Source organism: Micromonospora antibiotica, assembly GCF_017599305.1.
Taxonomy (GTDB): domain Bacteria; phylum Actinomycetota; class Actinomycetes; order Mycobacteriales; family Micromonosporaceae; genus Micromonospora; species Micromonospora antibiotica.
On record NZ_JAGFWR010000022.1, the window covers coordinates 69,736 to 85,456 of the forward strand.

Consider the following 15,721-nt stretch of genomic DNA (forward strand, 5'->3'; position numbering starts at 1 on the left):
CACGAACAACATGCGGTTCGCCGGCCGGGCCTCCAGTAGCAGCAGCGGGGCGCTGCGCATCGACATCTGACGGCTCGCCATCGCCGTGGTGTCGCTGGAGCAGCAGCGAGCGCACAGAGAGGCCTTCCGGCGGCTTGCTGAGTACCGGACTCGGTCGGGTCACCGCGGCGGGGAACGCCCTGGCCCGTGACATCGGCGACGGACTCACCCACGCCTTGAGTAGCCCCCGTCCCCCTGCGGGACGCTATTTAGCCTGCACTGTCATCGGTGAATGCTCGCAGCCCGAGTCCCGATGCCAGCGCCTCGGAGAGCCAGGTGATCCGCTGATCACCGGCGGCCAGCCCAGCGCGGGCGACCGCGCACCAGTCCTCCCGATCAAGCAGGGAGAGGTAGTTGTCCAGGACCTGTTCCCGTCGACCGTTGGGCCACGACAGCTGCACCGTTGGCTGGCTCAGGTACCCAGCCAGTTGCGCGCATGTGACGAAGCGCCCCACCGTCGGCTCCAAGCGAGCCGTGTGTTCAGCATGGGCCTCGATGACGACGGGAGCGGGCGGATAGTGATCGAGTGTCATGCCCATTCCCCTGCTGTCAGCCATGATGGTCAACAGCAGGCCGGTGTGATCGACCAACTTGCTGTCCGGATCTTCTGCAGTGATCGCCTCGTGTAGATGTGCGGCGGTGGCGACCTCTCCCGCGAAGTAGCGGTTGAGACAGTCGCCATCACATGCCCGCCGGAGCAGCCAGGGCCGGGCCCTCGAACTGCCCATCTTGCACAGGGACTCCACGACATAGACCCGGCCCCAGCCGGTGACCCGGTCGGCCAGCCACAGCAGGGCGTCTGAGCCGCCACCGCGCCATCGGCGCTCAAGGGCGTGGACGGCCAGCGGAGCAAACTGGTGCGACAGCAATCCGAGAGTCTTGATCAGCGTGATGTCGTCGTCATCCCCGAGGGTCGCCAGCAAAGCCAGACCGACAGTTGCCGCACATCGATCGGTGGCGTGCCGGACGAGCCAACGACCGGTTGTCCGAACTCGTTCGGTGTCCGCCCGGCAGGCGGCAGCCGCGATGTGTTCGTTGGGATGGATCGGAACATAGAGGTCATGGAAGGCCGTAGCAAGATCGCTCGGTACGGTGGACGGCTCGGCGAAGTGCGCGTCCAACACGGCGGCGACTGCAGCTCCACGCCGACGCGGATCCTTCGGCTCTCGGGGGCGAGGTTTCCGCCCGCGATGCTGTCCGTCATCCGGATAGGGATCGCCATCACGAGGAAGGGGTGAATCGGGGTCCTCACGATGCCATCGCAACGCATGATCAAAAAGAGGCAACTGGATTCCGAGTGACCCAGGCTCGGGGGCTGCGCTCATCGGCGGTCGATGGACTCAATTCTCTCGATCATTCGCCGATCATTGCAGGTGATCCAGGTGGCCGGCAACCCGCCGGCGCTGCTGCTGCGGTTATCGGTCCTGGGCGGCCTGGCGGCCTTCGCGCGCTGCCTCCTCCACGCGGAGCAGGTTGTCGATGATGGTGGCGATCCCCTCCTGCGCTGCGGGGGAGAGCTTGGTGATGGAACGGGCCATGACCCGTACCCGGCGGCTGTGCTCTTCGGGTTCTTCCTGGTCGCCGAGAAGGTATCCGGCGGGCACGTCGAAGAACTGGGCCAGGGCGCGGAGCGTGGATGCCTTCGGGTTGATCCGTGGAGCGCGCAGCAGGTTGCGGATGCCTTCGGCGGTGATGCGGTGACCTGCCTGGGTGAGCGCCCGCGCGACCTCGGCCTCTGTGTAGGGGGCGCGGCCATCCTGGCTGCCCTCGAAGAGGCTGCGGAGTCTTGTCTGGATCAGTGCGGAGGCGTGGTCCTCTGCCTGGTCGGCTGGGTTGTCGGTCATGGCGCCCCTCCCACTTCCAACTACAGTTGGCTGAATCGCGGACTGTAGTTGACGCCCTACTAAGACGCGTGTTTAGATCGCGTTGTCGCTCCGGCAACTGCGGTTCGCCTCGAAGTGAAGTGCAGTTGGTTGGAGCGTAGCGGATCGGACTGACCCTATCCAGGCCACGTCCGATCCACGGGAGGCGGCACCCGAGGGGGGTGTTGCTCCCGGGGCCGCTCGCCCGGACGGCGTCCACGTCGGGGCGGGCAACGGGGGCCGGTCGCGTCGAGCCAAGTCGACCGGCCGGTGCCACGCAGCACGCCTTGAGGGCGGGGTCGTGCTGCGTTCGCTGGGTGAGCGGCCCCATCCCGCCCCCACTGCCGCCCGGGTGCAAGTGGCAGAAGGGGATCGACCGCAGGCAACGAGCCTACGGGGCGGTCTTCCATCCCGACGAGGCCGTGGCCATGACCAATCCGCTATGAGGTGAGGTGAGTCCATCGTGAGTGCTCGCGAAATCCCGCGTGAATTCGGTGCGGGCACTCGCGTAGAAGAGCTGTGGAGCAGGGCGGCTTCCCTGCAGGCTGGCTGCCCGCTGGTCAGCGTCTCATCGGCCGACGGCGGGGTGGGGCGCTCCACGCTTGTGGTGGCCCTCGGTGGGTTGCTGGCGCTTGCGGTGCCTGGGCCGGTGGTGGCTGTTGATGCGACCGTCCGCGCCTGGGGTGGCGTGGAGCATCGGGTGGTACGGCGCAGCCCCGCAACCGTGTGGGACGCCGTACTTGCCGGGACAGCGCTGGCCGACAGGGGGGTCGCGGAGCGCCTGATGCAGGGCGGCCCCACCGGACTGCGGGTGCTGGTGGGGGAGAGCAGGCTGACCACGCAACGGCGGCCGCCGAACTGGCCGGAGCTGCTCGGCGTGATCGGTCATCTCCGCATGACGTCGAAGCTGATGCTGCTTGATCTGCCCACCGCGGATACCGCGCCGACCTGGCGAGTACTGAGCTGGGCGACGGTGCCTGTCCTGGTGTCCCGGGCAACGGTGGACGCCGTGCAGCACACCCTGCGGCTGCTGGCCCATATGCGGGCGGCGGGTGTGGAACGGGTGACCGATGGCGCGCTGGTGGTGGTCATGGCGACCTCGCCGAGCACCGCCCGGGAGGTACGGGCAGTCGAACAGTTGGCGAAGCGGGCCGGCATCGACCTGGTGCGGGTGCCGTACGACCCGGTGCTCGCGCGTCCGGACGCACTCGATCCCCGCTCACTGAGCAAGGCCACCCGGTCGGCGTTGACCGAGGTGGCGGCGACGGTGATCGACCGGTGCCCGGTCACCGGCTTGTCGGGCGCTTCCTTGACCTGATCTGTCGCATTCCACGGGGAGGACTAACGATGCTGGTGCATTGGCTGGCAGCCGCGATGACCGTTCGGGCGCCGGGGATGACGGCGCTACTTGCGCCGTCACCCACGCCTACGCCTACGCCGTCCGGTGAGGGCTTCGACTTCAGCCGGATCAGTCCGGATCCGGCGGCGGTGCCACGGTCCGACCTGTTCTACAAGTTGGCCAACGCCGCGCTCTTCCTCGGGGTGGTGTCTGCGGTGGCAGGGCTTGCCGCAGGCGCGATCGCGTTCGGCATCGGGCCGATCTTCGGCGCGCACATCATCAGTGACCGCGGCAAGTCGATGATGTGGAAGGCCGGGCTCGTGGCGATCGTGGTCGGCTCCGCCACCTCCATCGTCGCGTTCCTGCTTACCGAGATCTAGGGCTGCGGGCATGGAGGGGAGGACGTTCGCGCTGACGAGCGGCGCGATGACGACCGTGCGTTTGCGGGTTGTGGCATGCATTGCGGCGATGGCGATACTGTTCATCGGCCCGTTCCTCGTCCCGGGGCAGGCGGTGGCCGCCCCGACGCCGGTGCCGGCCTCACCGGTGGTGCCGTGTCCGGCGCCCGAAGGCGGACAGCCCGGCGGTCCCAGGGAAGCCGAGACGCTGCCGCAGGTGGGTTGGTGCCTGCCGTGGGCGCGGTGGCAGGCCGGCGATGGCTGGGTGACCACCTGCAGCACGGCCACCACCGTCGTCGACCGGGAGCGTTGCGATGCGGTGTCGATGACGGTGCAGTCACCGCCCCCCGACGGAACTCCGTCCGTGCTCGATGAGGTGATACCGGCGTCCGGTGAACAGCCGGTGCGCTGTGAACGCTTCACCGCGCGGGCAACGGAGGACGAGGCGAACGCCGCACTGTGGCTGGCGAAGCGGGACCGCTGCGAGTCGCTGAGGACGTCGCTGCTGCCGTACTCGTCGTTGCAGGCGGTTCAGGGCTGCCAGGTGTTGGATGTGGCCTGTCAGGTGGGCAGTCAGGTCAAGGGGGCCGCGCGGAGCGGCTTCGAAGGGCTAGCCGACGTCGCGGTCGCCGGCTTCGCCTGGGCGCTGGGCAAGCTGGCCGAGATCGTGTTCGAGCAGTCCACGACCGCCGTGGACGAGCCGTTCTACGGCGTCTACAACGACATCAGCGGCGTCCTGATCATCATGGTGCTGCTGGTGTTCGTCATCTCGACCGCCATCAACGGACTTCGGATCGGTGGGCCAGGGCCGCTGTCCACGCTGGGCGGGTTGGTCCGGGCCATGTTCGGCATCGCCTTCGCCGGTGGCATCGCCTACCTGCTCATGGCAGCGTGGGACGAGGCGACGATCGCGTTGATCGACCGGAACCAGCAGCGGGACTGGCAGCCCGGGATGTGGGTGGACGCGCTCACCGCGCTCACCCTCGACACCGGCACGGTTCTGCTCGCCTTCCTGGTGGCCGTCATCGGCGTGATCGGCCTGGTGCTCGTGTTCGTGATGCTGCTGTTCCGGTCGCTCCTGGCCGCCGGGGCGGCCCTGTTCGGCGCAATGGCGATGACGGGGCAGGTGATGGCGGAGACGCGATCGTGGGGACGAAAGTGGTTCTGGACCTGCAACGCCCTCGCCAGCTCGAAGTTCTTCATCGCCGCGCTGTGGATCTACGGCACCCGCACCACGTACGAGAGCGACAACGTTCTCAATGTGCTGCGGGGACTGTTCATCATCATCCTGATGGTCCTCGCGCCGTGGATCCTGCTGCGGCTGACGAGCATGTGGGATGGCTACCTCGCCGACGTCGACGCCCGGGGTTTCCTGACGTCGACCGCCGCTGCGGTGGGAATGGATGCCGCCGCGCGCCGCCTGTCCGACCCGGTCAGTGGCGGGGACGTGGACGCGGCGTCGCTGATGCAGGGAAACTCCGACGCCATCCCGACCAGCCCGGGTGACGGCTCCGGTCTGCTCGGGAAGAGCGCCGGCGCGACCGTCGAGGCGGTGGAGGCGGTGCATGGTGCCGGCGACAGCGATCAGTTCGGTGATCCCGCTACCGACGTGGCTGCCGACCGCAGCGGCGGTGAGAACGCCGAGGAAGCCAACGGAGTGGAACGGGACTCCCGTACCGCCCAGGGGGACATGGCGCAGGGACAACTCACCCTGCCGGGGGACACCACGGGTCAACAGGGCGCGCTGCCGCTGACACCGCAGGCACCCCTATCCGGACCAGCGATGGCAACCGGGGCGGGCGGTGCCGACACCCCGGCCGAGGGCGGGTCGCCGACGGGCAACCCGGTCGGTGCGCCGAGCCCGCCCGTTCCCGCGCTGCCCCCGGAGACCGGTCCCGGTGCTGCCGGTACCCGTGGATCGGCCGGCGGCGAACCTTCGGGTGGCACCGGGGCATCGGGCGGAGCTGGCGGTGCCGCTGCGGCCGGTGGAGCCGCCGAGATCCCGATCGTGCCGGTATAGACGAGGAGAGAACGACATGACGCAGTTCCACTTCCCGCCGCGTTCCACACGCGGCTCGATCCTCGGCTTCAGCTGGGGTCAGATCGGCACCGCGGTGGCCGGCGTGATCTGCCTGGTCGTCGCCGCGAACCTGCTGGCGGTGGGGCGGCCGGGTACGGCGACCGGCCTGCTGTCGGCTGCGGTGTTGCTGCTGACATGGGGTCTGCTGCGGGTCCGGGGCCGCCGACTCACCGAATGGACCCCCATCGTCATCGGGGCACTGCTGCAACGAGCAACCCGGCAGGACCGGTACCGCGGCGGGGTGCTCACCGCCGCCCCGGGCACGCAGCACCTGCAACTGCCCGGTCCGGCCGCCGGCTACCGGTGGTTGCCGGCGGTGGCGGCGGACGGGTTGACCGAGGTAGGGCTGCTGCACCACCGGCGGGAAGGCACCGTGACCGCCGCGCTGGCCTGCGCGGGCGGCAACCTCGTCCTCGCCGACACCTCCGTGCAGCACCAACGGCTGACGTCGTGGGCCGACGTGTTAAATCTGCTGGGCACCGAGTACACCGACAGCGGTCTGGCACGCTGGTCACTGACGGCCAGGGCGGTACCGGACGTCAGCAACCGGGCACAGCGGTTCCTGGCATGCCAGGGCACGGGCACCGACACATCGGCGTACCGGTCGCTGGCGGAGCTGACTGCGGCGGCGGCTCCGGGAGCGCAACGGCACGAGGTGTTCCTGACGGTCGTCTTCGACATCAGGAAGCTGTCGGCCGAGGTCTCGGACGCGGGCGGGACGGATGTGGCGATCGCCACGGTCGTGCTGGACCGGCTGCCCGGCATCCGCGCCGCCGTCCGCGAAGCCGGGATCGAGACCAACGGCTGGCTGACACCCCGGACGTACGCGGCGGTGTTACGCGGCCAGTTCGATCCCGACGACACCGAGGCGGAGGTCGCGCCGCACACGGCAGGGCCGATCGCCGCGCAGACGGTTGGGTGGTCGTCGTACCGCCACGACTCCGGATACTCGCAGACCCTGTGGGTGTACGAGATGCCCCGCCAACCGGTCCCGATGACGTGGATGACGCCGCTGTTCACCCGCACCGTCGGCCGGCGGGCGGTGACCACCGTCGCGGAGCCGGTGCCGGCGCAGCTCGCGCAGTTGGCGACGCGACGGGACAAGGTCGCCCGCGCCGGGGACGAGGTCACCAAACGACGGATGCGGTTGGTGCGCACGGCGCGGGAGGACGAGGAGGCCCGCGCAGTCGAGCAGGTCGATCGGGAACAGGCCGCAGGTCACGTCCGGTACCGGTACGCGACCCTGGTGACCGTCACCGCGGACAGTGCGGAGCGGCTGCGCCATGACGTACGAGCCGTCCGGCGGGTGCTGGGTCGGTGCGGATGTCAGGCGGTCGTGCTCTACGGAGAACAGGACCAGGCGTTCGTCGCCGGAGCGTTGCCGCTGGCTCGTGGTCTCAAGCCGCTGCGGGGGTGGTTCGCGTGACGCCCCGGGTTGAAAGGGAAGGGTCGTGGTCGCAACGCCTCGGGCAGGCCGCTGGTCGGCGGGACCTCGCGACGGCTCAGACGGTGCTCGACCGTGAGCAGCGCACGACACGAAGACTGTCGGAACGGCTGCTGGGGCCGCCACCGGTCGATGGGCGAGGCGCCTACGGTCGGGCTGCCGGGAGGGTGTACTGGCGGCTGCGTCTCCCACCGTTGGTCACTACGAGCGCGCAACTGTGCAGCGTCTTCCCGTTCGTGGCCGACCCGGGGCTCGGGGTGGACGGGCCGCTGATCGGGCAGGAGGTCTACTCGCGGGCGGCGTTCGTCTTCTCCATGCACGAGCTGTACCGGGCGGGGCTGCTCAGCGCCCCGAACATGGTGGTCACCGGGGAGATCGGCAGCGCGAAGTCGTCACTGCTTAAGACCATCGCGTTCCGCGGCATCCCGTTCGGGGTCCGGTTCTACATCGTCGACGTCAAGGGCGAGTACGACACCCTCGCCGCGGCGGCGGGCATCCGGCCGGTCCGGGTCGGTCCCGGCTCCGGGGTGGTCATGAACCCGCTGGCGGGCATCCGCCGGCTGCCGGGGCAGGGTGAGGCGGAGTGGTTGCAGATTCAGCGGGCCCGTCGGCTACTGCTGCTGGAAGGACTGTTGGAGATCCAACTCGGTGGCCCGCTGACCGAGGCGGAACGTTCCCTGGTCGAGTACTCGCTCGACGCGGTGACGCGAAGCGACGACGGCACCGGCCCGCACCGCCAACCCACCCCGACCCTGTCCCGGGTGCTGGCGGCCATGGGCGACCCGCAGTGGTGGGCACACCGGCTGGCCGGAGTGCACTACAACCTCGACCAGTTCACCGCCGACAGCCGCCGGGTGCGGTTAGCCCTGGAACGGCTGATCACCGGCGCGCTCGGCGGGATCTTCGACGCACCGGATGCGGCGACGCTGTCGGTGGACTTCGACCAACCGGGCGCGATCCTGGACCTCCGGGCGGTCCGCGCCTCGGACCAGATGACGGCGATGGCGATGACCTGCGCCCAGTCCTGGCTGGAGGCGGAACTGACCCGCCCCGACGCACCCCCACGGGTGTGCCTGTACGACGAGTTCGCACTGGTCAGTCGACATCTGGGCCTGATGCGGCGGATGCGGGAACAGGTGAAGCTGGCCCGAGCGCTCGGTACGGCGAACATCCTGGCGTTCCACCGGTTCTCCGACCTCGCGGCCAGCGGTAGTGCCGACTCCGAGCAGGTACGCATCGCCCGGGGCCTTATCGAGGATACCGGGGTACGGGTCTCGTACCGGCAGGCACAGGGCTCCCTCGACGTGGCCCGCGAGTTCCTGGGCACGACCGACGTGGAGACCAACCTGCTCCTGCACCTCCGCCGGGGCGTAGGGCTGTGGAAGGTGGGACTGCGCTCCTACGTCGTCAAACACCAACTCTCTTCGGTCGAACGCGCCATGGTGGACACCGACAGCCGGATGCGGCAGGCGCCCAGACGCGGTCGCGGAGAGCTGGCTGCGCCGGTGGGTCAGGTGCGGTGATGGGCGGCTCGCTCATGTCCCCCGGCCACCGGCTGCCCCGCCGCGGAGTGGCCCGCGCCGACATCGTGGCCCGGCTCGTGTTGCTGGGCATCACCGGCCTGCTCGTCCTGCTGGGCACCGTCACGCTGTGGCTGGCCGGGCAGGCCGGCGGGCTGCTTACCCACGCCACCTGGCCGGAGAGCACCCCCGCCGACGCGCCGCGCGTCGCCGTGCGAATCGTCGCCCATCCAGGCGACCCCGCGCAGGCGTGGCCGCCCGCGGCCCGGGACGCCCTGCCACCCACACCGGTGCTGTACGGGCTGTGGGCAGTCCTGTTCACCGCCGCCATGGTCGGCGTCGCCGCGCCCACACTGCGACTGGCGCGGCAACGGATACGCCGCCGGGGCTTCGCCCGCCGCAGGGATCTCGACCGGCTGGTGACCGCCGACGCGGTACTGCGCCGGGTGGACATCCTGCGCCCGGGCCTGACCCTCCGCGACGACGACCACCCCGAGACCGTACGGGCGAAGAACTGCCGCCGCTCGGACCCGCTGGAGGTGGCCCGGTTCCTCGGCAACGATGCGCTGACCGGTGAGCCGCTGTACCTCGCCAACGAGTACACCGAGCTGCTCGCCGGAGCGGCCCGGTTCGCGAACAAGACCTCCCGCTACATGATTCCCCGGGTGGCCGACGCCCGTGGCGCGGTCATCTCCACCTCCACCCGCCTCGACGTCGCCGCAGCCACCTACGAGCTGCGGGCCGAGATCGGCCCGACCTGGATCTTCGAGCCACAGGGCCAGGTGCCCGGGGTGCCCCGGTTGCGGTGGTCACCGATCGAGGGCGCCGAGGACCCGGACATCGCCGCGCTCCGCGCGAAGGGCTTCGCCGCCGGCGCCGGACTCAAGGGCGACGTCGAAAACGGCCAGTACTTCCAGGACCAGGCCGCAGCCATCATCCGTGGCCTGCTGCACGCCGCCGCCCTGGACGAGCACACGACGATGACGGACGTGGCGAGCTGGGCTGCCAACCCCAACGATCCTCGCGCCGAGCGGATCCTGCGCCACCATCAGCAGACAGTGTGGGCAGACCGGCTCGCCTTCCACCGGGAGTCCACCGGCCGCAGCCGCGACGCCATCCAGTCGGTGGTGTTCGGCGCCCTCGACCCGTTCAGCAACCCGCGCATCCTGCACGCCTGCTCCCCACCACGCGGTCAGCAGTTCCGGGTCGAGCAGTGGCTGGACGAGTGCGGCACGCTCTACCTCGTCGGGACGCGCAGCGGGCAGGCACTGATCGCGCCGTTGTTCGCCGCCGTCGCCGAGGACATCATCTACCGCACCCTGCAGCGGTCGTTCGTGGCGCAGGGCGGTCGGGTGGAGCCCTGCCTGTACCTCGTCGGCGACGAGATCACCAACATCGCGCCGCTGCCCTCGCTCCCTGCGCTCGCTTCCGAGGGTGGTGGCGCCGGCATCGCCCTGTCGATCTCGTGCCAGAACACCCACCAACTGGAGGAACGCTGGGGACGCACCGGCGGCCAGGCCCTCCGCGACGGCGCGAACGCCCGCTTCGTCATGGGCGGCACCCAGGACGTGTCGGCACTCAAGGACGCGCAGTCGCTGCTCGGGCAGGTGCAGGAGCGGTCATCGGCGGCCTCCTGGGGCGGCGGACGGGCATCGGTACAGGAGAACACCCGGCGGGAGAACCTCGTCGACCTTGCCGAGCTGCGCAACCTGCCCACCGGGCACGCCCTGGTGCTGCTGGGCAACATGCCGCCGGTCGAGGTGGTGCAACCGGCCTGGTGGGAACGTCCGGACGCGGACCGGTTCCACCTGGGCCAGGCCACCTTCACCGCCCGGCTGAACGGAGCCCGCTGATGTCGGATCGCACCTTCCTGTTCGAACTGCCGGAGCAGGCGTCACCGCCGCAACGCGCCGTCGCCGAGCTGGCCGAACTAATCGACACCGTACGCGCTGCGGTGGACCGGCTCGCCGAGGCGCACGTATCACTGAGCGAACGCGTCGACGTCCTCGACGCCCCCACCGGGTGGACGCCGGCACGCTACTGCTGGCGGGACCTGAGCCGTGACGACGCCCGCGACCTGTGGACGTGGTTGACGGCATGGACGACCTGGCTGGTCGACCGTTACGGCGTCGCCCAGGACCTCGGCAACTGCTGGCCGGCGCACCCAGCGCTGGTGGAAGAGCTGACGGCGTTGTCGGTGTCCTGGCACCACGCCTATTCCGCGCGTGCCGACCCCGAGGGTCCGCTGCGTTGGCACGAGGCTCTGCACCGTGCCCGGCACCGCTGGCAGCAGTGGGACACCACGCGCTGCCGCCACGGCCAGCACACCCCACCCAACCCGGACAGCGTGTGGGCGAACCCCTGGCCCGAGGCGGCGGAACGCGCAGTCGACGACGACGTGAACGCACGCCACGTGGGGGCCGACTCGGATCCGCGACAGGAGGCCACCCGATGACACAACCCGCCGAAGTCACCAGCGTGTGGGACTGGCAACGGTTCGAGACCGCGATGGCCGGACTGCGCGTTGGAGTCGACACCCTCGACGACTTCATCACCGGCATCCACGAGGCACGCGACAGCTGGCGTGCCGACCAGCAGGAAGAGAGGCAGCAATGGACGGACCTGGACGAGTTGACGCGGCGGGAGACGGAACTGGACTGGGCCAGCGACGGGTACCTCGACGGCGACTACACCCGCGACGTCGACGAGTGACCAGGGCGACCTCGTTCGACGGACCACTGGATTCGATCAGCGCCAACCTCACCCAGCTACGCGGCGACATCGGTGTCCTCGTCGAGACTGCGACCCGGCATCCGACCGCACAGCGGCACGCCGTGCTGGTCGACGTGCACCACCAGCTACGTCTACTCGGGCAGCGGGTGAACGCCGCGCTCGGTGCCCCGGACGAGGACCGGCCGAAGGAGGCGACGTGACACGACTCCCGACCCTCGGCAGCGTGATGGCGCTCGCCGCCATCATGGCGGTCGGCTGCACCCGCGCCACGCCAGCCCCCGCTTCTGTCCCGACGACCCACGCAGGCACGACGACGCCCCAGATTGCCTCGCCGGCAGACCCGGACGGAGTCGGGCCGACAGACCCGTCCGGTGCGGACCCGGAGGCTGTAGCTGCCGCCGTCGGCTTCGTCGCCCGGTGGGCACGTCCGCAACTGGAAGCCTCCCGTTGGCTGGCCGCCCTGCGCCCACGTGCCGTGCCCGCCTATGCAGCGCTACTCGCCACGGTCGAGCCGGCCAACGTTCCCGCCACCAAGGTCACCGGTCGTGGTCAGGTCGTCGCCGCAACCCCGACCCATGCGGCGGTGGACGTCCCCACCGACACCGAGGTTCTGCGGGTGATCTGCGTACATGACGGCCGACGGTGGCTGATCGCCACCGTCGGCGTACGGGAGGAGGCCACCGCACGGTGAACGGTCGACGGATCGGTGTCGGTGCCGTGGCGGTGCTGCTGGCGCTGGCGTGTGGCCTGCCGCTGGCGGCGGTGCTGATCGAAGCCCCCGCCGCCGCGTGCCCCGCGATGCTGTCACCCGCTCCGGTCGATGCCGTGGGCACCCACGACACCGTGGGCCGCTGGACCGGGGAGCAGGTGGCCAACGCCGCTCGGATCGTGGCAGTCGGTCAGCAGCGGGGAGTGCCCGCTCGCGGTTGGGTCATCGCGGTCGCCACGGCGATGGTCGAGTCACGCCTACGGAACCTTCGCGGCGGAGACCGTGACTCGCTCGGGCTGTTCCAACAGCGACCCAGCCAGGGATGGGGCACCCCCGTACAGATCCTCGACCCGGCATACGCCGCGACCAGGTTCTACGACAAGCTGCTACGGGTCGACGGATGGCAGCAACTCCCGTTGACCGTCGCCGCGCAGCGGGTCCAGGTGTCCGCCTTCCCCGACCGGTACGGCGAATTCGAGCGCGACGCCGAACAGGTCGTCGCCGCAGTGGCCGGGGTCGCCTCGATCGGTGAACTCCCCGGAGCGAGCCTCGCGCGCTGCGACGGACCGGTCTCCGTCGCACCGTCGGGCTGGGCCCCGCCACTGCGTGCCGAGGTCGGCAGCGGTTACGGGCCACGCAGTGGACGCCTGCACGCCGGAGTCGACCTGTCGGTGCCGCGCAACACCGTCATCCTCGCCGCGGCGACCGGCCGGGTCATCTGGGCCGGCTGCGACCCGAGCACCGGCAACTGCAACATCGACGGCAGTCCAAACACTCGCGGCTGTGGCTGGTACGTCGACTTGATCCACGCCGACGGCTACGGCACCCGCTACTGCCACCTGGTCCGACGCCCCGACGTCGCCGAGGGCGACACCGTGCAGGCCGGCCAGCCGATCGGCCTGGTGGGTACCAGTGGCCACTCGTCCGGCCCTCACCTGCACTTCCAAACCCATGAACACGCCTGCACCGCCGATGGCGGCTGCGACCTGGACAATAGCAACTCCGTCGACCCGGTCCCGTTCATGGCGGCGCGCGGCGCCCCGTTGGAGAGCAAGACGACCTGACCCTTCGATGTCAACAACATGGGGGACACATGTGTGAGGAGACCGGGAAGCCACAGCGACCCGTACCGCAACCACCGCCGCGCGACCGGGGCGGGCGCGTCGGCCGCCGCCGTCACCGGCTGCCGATCCGCCGGCCGAGGTGGTTGCGATGAGCCCCGACACCAACCGGCGGCCCCGCCGGGTCGCTGGCGTCTACCGACCACTGGTCAACAGGGCACCAGGACCACCACCACGACCGGGGCCACTGGCCCAACTGGTACGCGCGGCCAACACCATCCGCGCACAACTCGAACGCACCGTGCTGCGCGCCGATGGCATGACCTGGACCGCCTATGACGTGCTCGTGCTCGTCTGCGCCCGCCGCGCGGTGGACACCCGCACCACCGCCGCCGAGGTCGGCATCGCCAAGGCGACGCTTACCAGCGTCCTGGTGACCCTGGTCGATCGCGGTCTGGTCCGTAGGGATCTCCACGAGCACGACCGACGCCGGGTGATCCTGCGTCCCACCCAGGCCGGCATGGATCTGGCGCGTCAGATCCAGCATCGGGTCGACGCCGAGCAGGCCCGACTGTTCGGCGGGCCCGGCCTGCCCCCGGGGGACAGCCTGGCACGGGTCCTGCGCACGGTAGCGGTCCGTTCCCAACAACGCACCGCCGCCGACACACCCCCGGCCAGCTGATCCGGACGCCCCTCGGGGCGTCGACCAGATCACCACGCAGGCCACGAAGTGCCCTCTACCCGGTCGCCCAGCCGAGACGACCGGCCCCCACCCATCGCCCGGCACGCGGGCGGAGGGCCGCGACCGTCGCCGTTCGCCGGCGCCTTCGCGGCCCACCGCTCTGCGCCCGCATGTCCACCCATCGACGAGGAGTCCGCGTGTCCGTGACCGTACGATCCACCGCACCTTCACTTCATGCCTCACCGACAGCTGGCTGGCGGCTCGGCTTCCTGTACGGTCCGGCTGTCTACGGGGTCAGCGCCGCCGCCGTCGCGCTGCCCGCCGCCGCCCAGGGCCTCCACGTCGATCCGGCAGCAGCCGTATGGATCCTGGCCATCCACGCCCTGGGGCTCGGGGTTGGCGCCGCAGTCGCCGGCCGCGCCACCGATATCTGGGGTACGCGCAGCGTGCTCGCGGTCGGCGCGGCGCTCCTCGTCATCGGTACGGCGGTCTGTGCCGTCGCGCCCGCGCTGCTCGTGGTGATCGGCGGGCGGGCACTGCTGGCCGCAGGTTCCGGGGCGATGACCGCGACCGCGCTCGCCCTTGCTGCCGGGGCACCAGATGCCATCCGGCCGAGGGTTCTCACCCACCTCGGTATGGTGATGACGCTGTTCTCCGCCACCGCGCCGCTCGCCGGGTCACTCGCCTTGGTCGCCGGATGGCGCGTCGCCCTGGTGCTACCAGCACTGTCTGTGACGGCTATTCCGATGTGCTGGATCCTCACCCGGTCGGGGCACCGGCAGGGGCCGGGTGACGTGGACTGGGTGGGCGCGTTGCTCTTGGCGCTCGTGGCCTCTGGACTGCTGCTGGTGCTGGAGTCGACGACCGCTCCGATGGCCCGCCCTCTCATTCCCATCCTGCTGACGGCAACGGGCGCTGGCGGGTTGCTGCTCGCCCTACACACCAAGCGGCGTCCCGCCGGGTTCCTCCCCGCGGTAGTGATCCGAGACCGGCGCTTCTGGCATTGCGGGTTAGTCGGCGCGAGTGTGTACGGCGGCCTGTTCGCGACCGTCTACGCCGTCCCTCAACTACTGACCGGCCTCGGACACACTGCGGAGGCTGTAGGTATGCTCCTCCTACCTGGGGCCGTCGCGGGGGTGGTCGTCGCTCGTCTGGCCGCTGCCGCCAGCCTCCGTCTGCCGCCGCAGCAGGTGATGGCTGCGATAGCGGCTCTGTTCAGCGCCGCAGTGCTGATCGCGGCGGCGGACCGGCAGTCGGTGACACTGGTCGGTGCCGCGAGCGCAGGGTTCGCGGCGTTCGCGGTGGCCCAGATGACCCTGACCACCGCCATCTCCCAGGTAACCGACGTGGGTGTGCGCGGGGCTGCCCTGGGCTTGGCGAACCTGACCTTCTTCCTTGGTGGCGCACTCGGGGCGGCGACCTGCGCAGCGCTCTGGGCCCTCTGGGGCCTGCCGGCCGCGTTCGCCGCGACCGCAGCCCTGCCGACCTTGGCCGCCCTCGCCGCGTGGCACTTGGGCCCCTGAGGCCGAACTGCCGTCGGGGGGCGGGTACAGCGGCCTGCTCCACGCGTGCTCCAGATCTTGAATGGACAGCTTCGTCCGATGTGGTCCGTGTGACGACGTTGGGTTGGGGTAGTTCGTTGAGATGAGGTATCCCGATGGAGGTGGTTGTCCGCGCGGGGGCGGGCGAAGCGTGAGGCGGTCCGGCGGCAGGCGGCGGGGTGGTTCGCCGAGGGTGTGTCGGTGCCGGAGGTTGCGCGTCGGTTGCGGGTGCCGCAGACCGCAGCGTACGGCTGGCGCAAGCGGGGGCGGGCCGGTCGCGAGCAGGCTTTGGCATCGAAGGGGCATGGCGGAT

General features: G+C 70.4%; 15 protein-coding genes and 1 pseudogene. 14 read left to right on the plus strand and 2 right to left on the minus strand.

Annotated features, from left to right (window positions below; genetic code table 11):
• Window positions 1-248: 248 nt before the first annotated feature.
• Complete coding sequence (locus JQN83_RS26165; protein ID WP_307799731.1) at window positions 249-1,163, minus strand: hypothetical protein; 915 nt, start codon at window positions 1,161-1,163, stop codon at window positions 249-251.
• A 291-nt stretch (window positions 1,164-1,454) separates the two neighbouring features.
• Window positions 1,455-1,883: a hypothetical protein gene (locus JQN83_RS26170; RefSeq protein ID WP_208569805.1), complete on the minus strand. Its 429-nt coding sequence runs from the start codon at window positions 1,881-1,883 to the stop codon at window positions 1,455-1,457.
• 481 nt (window positions 1,884-2,364) lie between these two features.
• Between JQN83_RS26170 and JQN83_RS26175 the strand changes: the two genes are divergently transcribed.
• The 14 genes and pseudogenes from JQN83_RS26175 to JQN83_RS33910 all read left to right on the plus strand — a co-directional run.
• Window positions 2,365-3,219 (plus strand): MinD/ParA family ATP-binding protein, encoded by an 855-nt coding sequence (locus JQN83_RS26175; RefSeq protein WP_208569806.1) that lies wholly within the window; start codon window positions 2,365-2,367, stop codon window positions 3,217-3,219.
• A gap of 29 nt (window positions 3,220-3,248) precedes the next feature.
• Window positions 3,249-3,620 (plus strand): hypothetical protein, encoded by a 372-nt coding sequence (locus tag JQN83_RS26180; RefSeq protein ID WP_244253242.1) that lies wholly within the window; start codon window positions 3,249-3,251, stop codon window positions 3,618-3,620.
• Window positions 3,621-3,708: 88 nt separating this feature from the next.
• The gene (locus JQN83_RS26185; protein WP_208569807.1) at window positions 3,709-5,658 is read left to right on the plus strand and encodes a hypothetical protein; all 1,950 of its coding nucleotides are present in this window, start codon (window positions 3,709-3,711) and stop codon (window positions 5,656-5,658) included.
• A 16-nt stretch (window positions 5,659-5,674) separates the two neighbouring features.
• Window positions 5,675-7,144: an SCO6880 family protein gene (locus tag JQN83_RS26190; RefSeq protein ID WP_208569808.1), complete on the plus strand. Its 1,470-nt coding sequence runs from the start codon at window positions 5,675-5,677 to the stop codon at window positions 7,142-7,144.
• 212 nt (window positions 7,145-7,356) lie between these two features.
• On the plus strand, window positions 7,357-8,685 hold the full coding sequence (locus JQN83_RS26195; RefSeq protein WP_244253243.1) for a putative type IV secretion/conjugal transfer ATPase: 1,329 nt from the start codon (window positions 7,357-7,359) through the stop codon (window positions 8,683-8,685).
• Window positions 8,685-10,535: a type IV secretory system conjugative DNA transfer family protein gene (locus JQN83_RS26200; RefSeq protein ID WP_244253244.1), complete on the plus strand. Its 1,851-nt coding sequence runs from the start codon at window positions 8,685-8,687 to the stop codon at window positions 10,533-10,535. The genes JQN83_RS26195 and JQN83_RS26200 overlap by 1 nt, the downstream gene beginning before the upstream one ends.
• Complete coding sequence (locus JQN83_RS26205) at window positions 10,535-11,137, plus strand: hypothetical protein (protein ID WP_208569810.1); 603 nt, start codon at window positions 10,535-10,537, stop codon at window positions 11,135-11,137. The genes JQN83_RS26200 and JQN83_RS26205 overlap by 1 nt, the downstream gene beginning before the upstream one ends.
• Window positions 11,134-11,394 (plus strand): hypothetical protein, encoded by a 261-nt coding sequence (locus JQN83_RS26210; protein WP_208569811.1) that lies wholly within the window; start codon window positions 11,134-11,136, stop codon window positions 11,392-11,394. The genes JQN83_RS26205 and JQN83_RS26210 overlap by 4 nt, the downstream gene beginning before the upstream one ends.
• The gene (locus tag JQN83_RS26215; RefSeq protein ID WP_307799735.1) at window positions 11,391-11,615 is read left to right on the plus strand and encodes a hypothetical protein; all 225 of its coding nucleotides are present in this window, start codon (window positions 11,391-11,393) and stop codon (window positions 11,613-11,615) included. Before JQN83_RS26210 ends, JQN83_RS26215 begins: the two co-directional genes overlap by 4 nt.
• Window positions 11,612-12,106 carry a hypothetical protein gene (locus JQN83_RS26220; protein WP_208569812.1) on the plus strand — a complete coding sequence of 165 codons (495 nt, stop codon included), beginning with the start codon at window positions 11,612-11,614 and terminating at the stop codon, window positions 12,104-12,106. The genes JQN83_RS26215 and JQN83_RS26220 overlap by 4 nt, the downstream gene beginning before the upstream one ends.
• The gene (locus JQN83_RS26225) at window positions 12,103-13,188 is read left to right on the plus strand and encodes a M23 family metallopeptidase (RefSeq protein WP_208569813.1); all 1,086 of its coding nucleotides are present in this window, start codon (window positions 12,103-12,105) and stop codon (window positions 13,186-13,188) included. Before JQN83_RS26220 ends, JQN83_RS26225 begins: the two co-directional genes overlap by 4 nt.
• A gap of 148 nt (window positions 13,189-13,336) precedes the next feature.
• Window positions 13,337-13,867 (plus strand): MarR family winged helix-turn-helix transcriptional regulator, encoded by a 531-nt coding sequence (locus JQN83_RS26230; RefSeq protein ID WP_208569814.1) that lies wholly within the window; start codon window positions 13,337-13,339, stop codon window positions 13,865-13,867.
• 197 nt (window positions 13,868-14,064) lie between these two features.
• Window positions 14,065-15,390, plus strand: coding sequence for an MFS transporter (locus tag JQN83_RS26235; protein WP_208569815.1), 1,326 nt, complete (start codon window positions 14,065-14,067; stop codon window positions 15,388-15,390).
• Window positions 15,391-15,534: 144 nt separating this feature from the next.
• Window positions 15,535-15,705, plus strand: a pseudogene (locus tag JQN83_RS33910) (helix-turn-helix domain-containing protein); the annotation flags it as partial.
• Window positions 15,706-15,721: the final 16 nt, after the last annotated feature.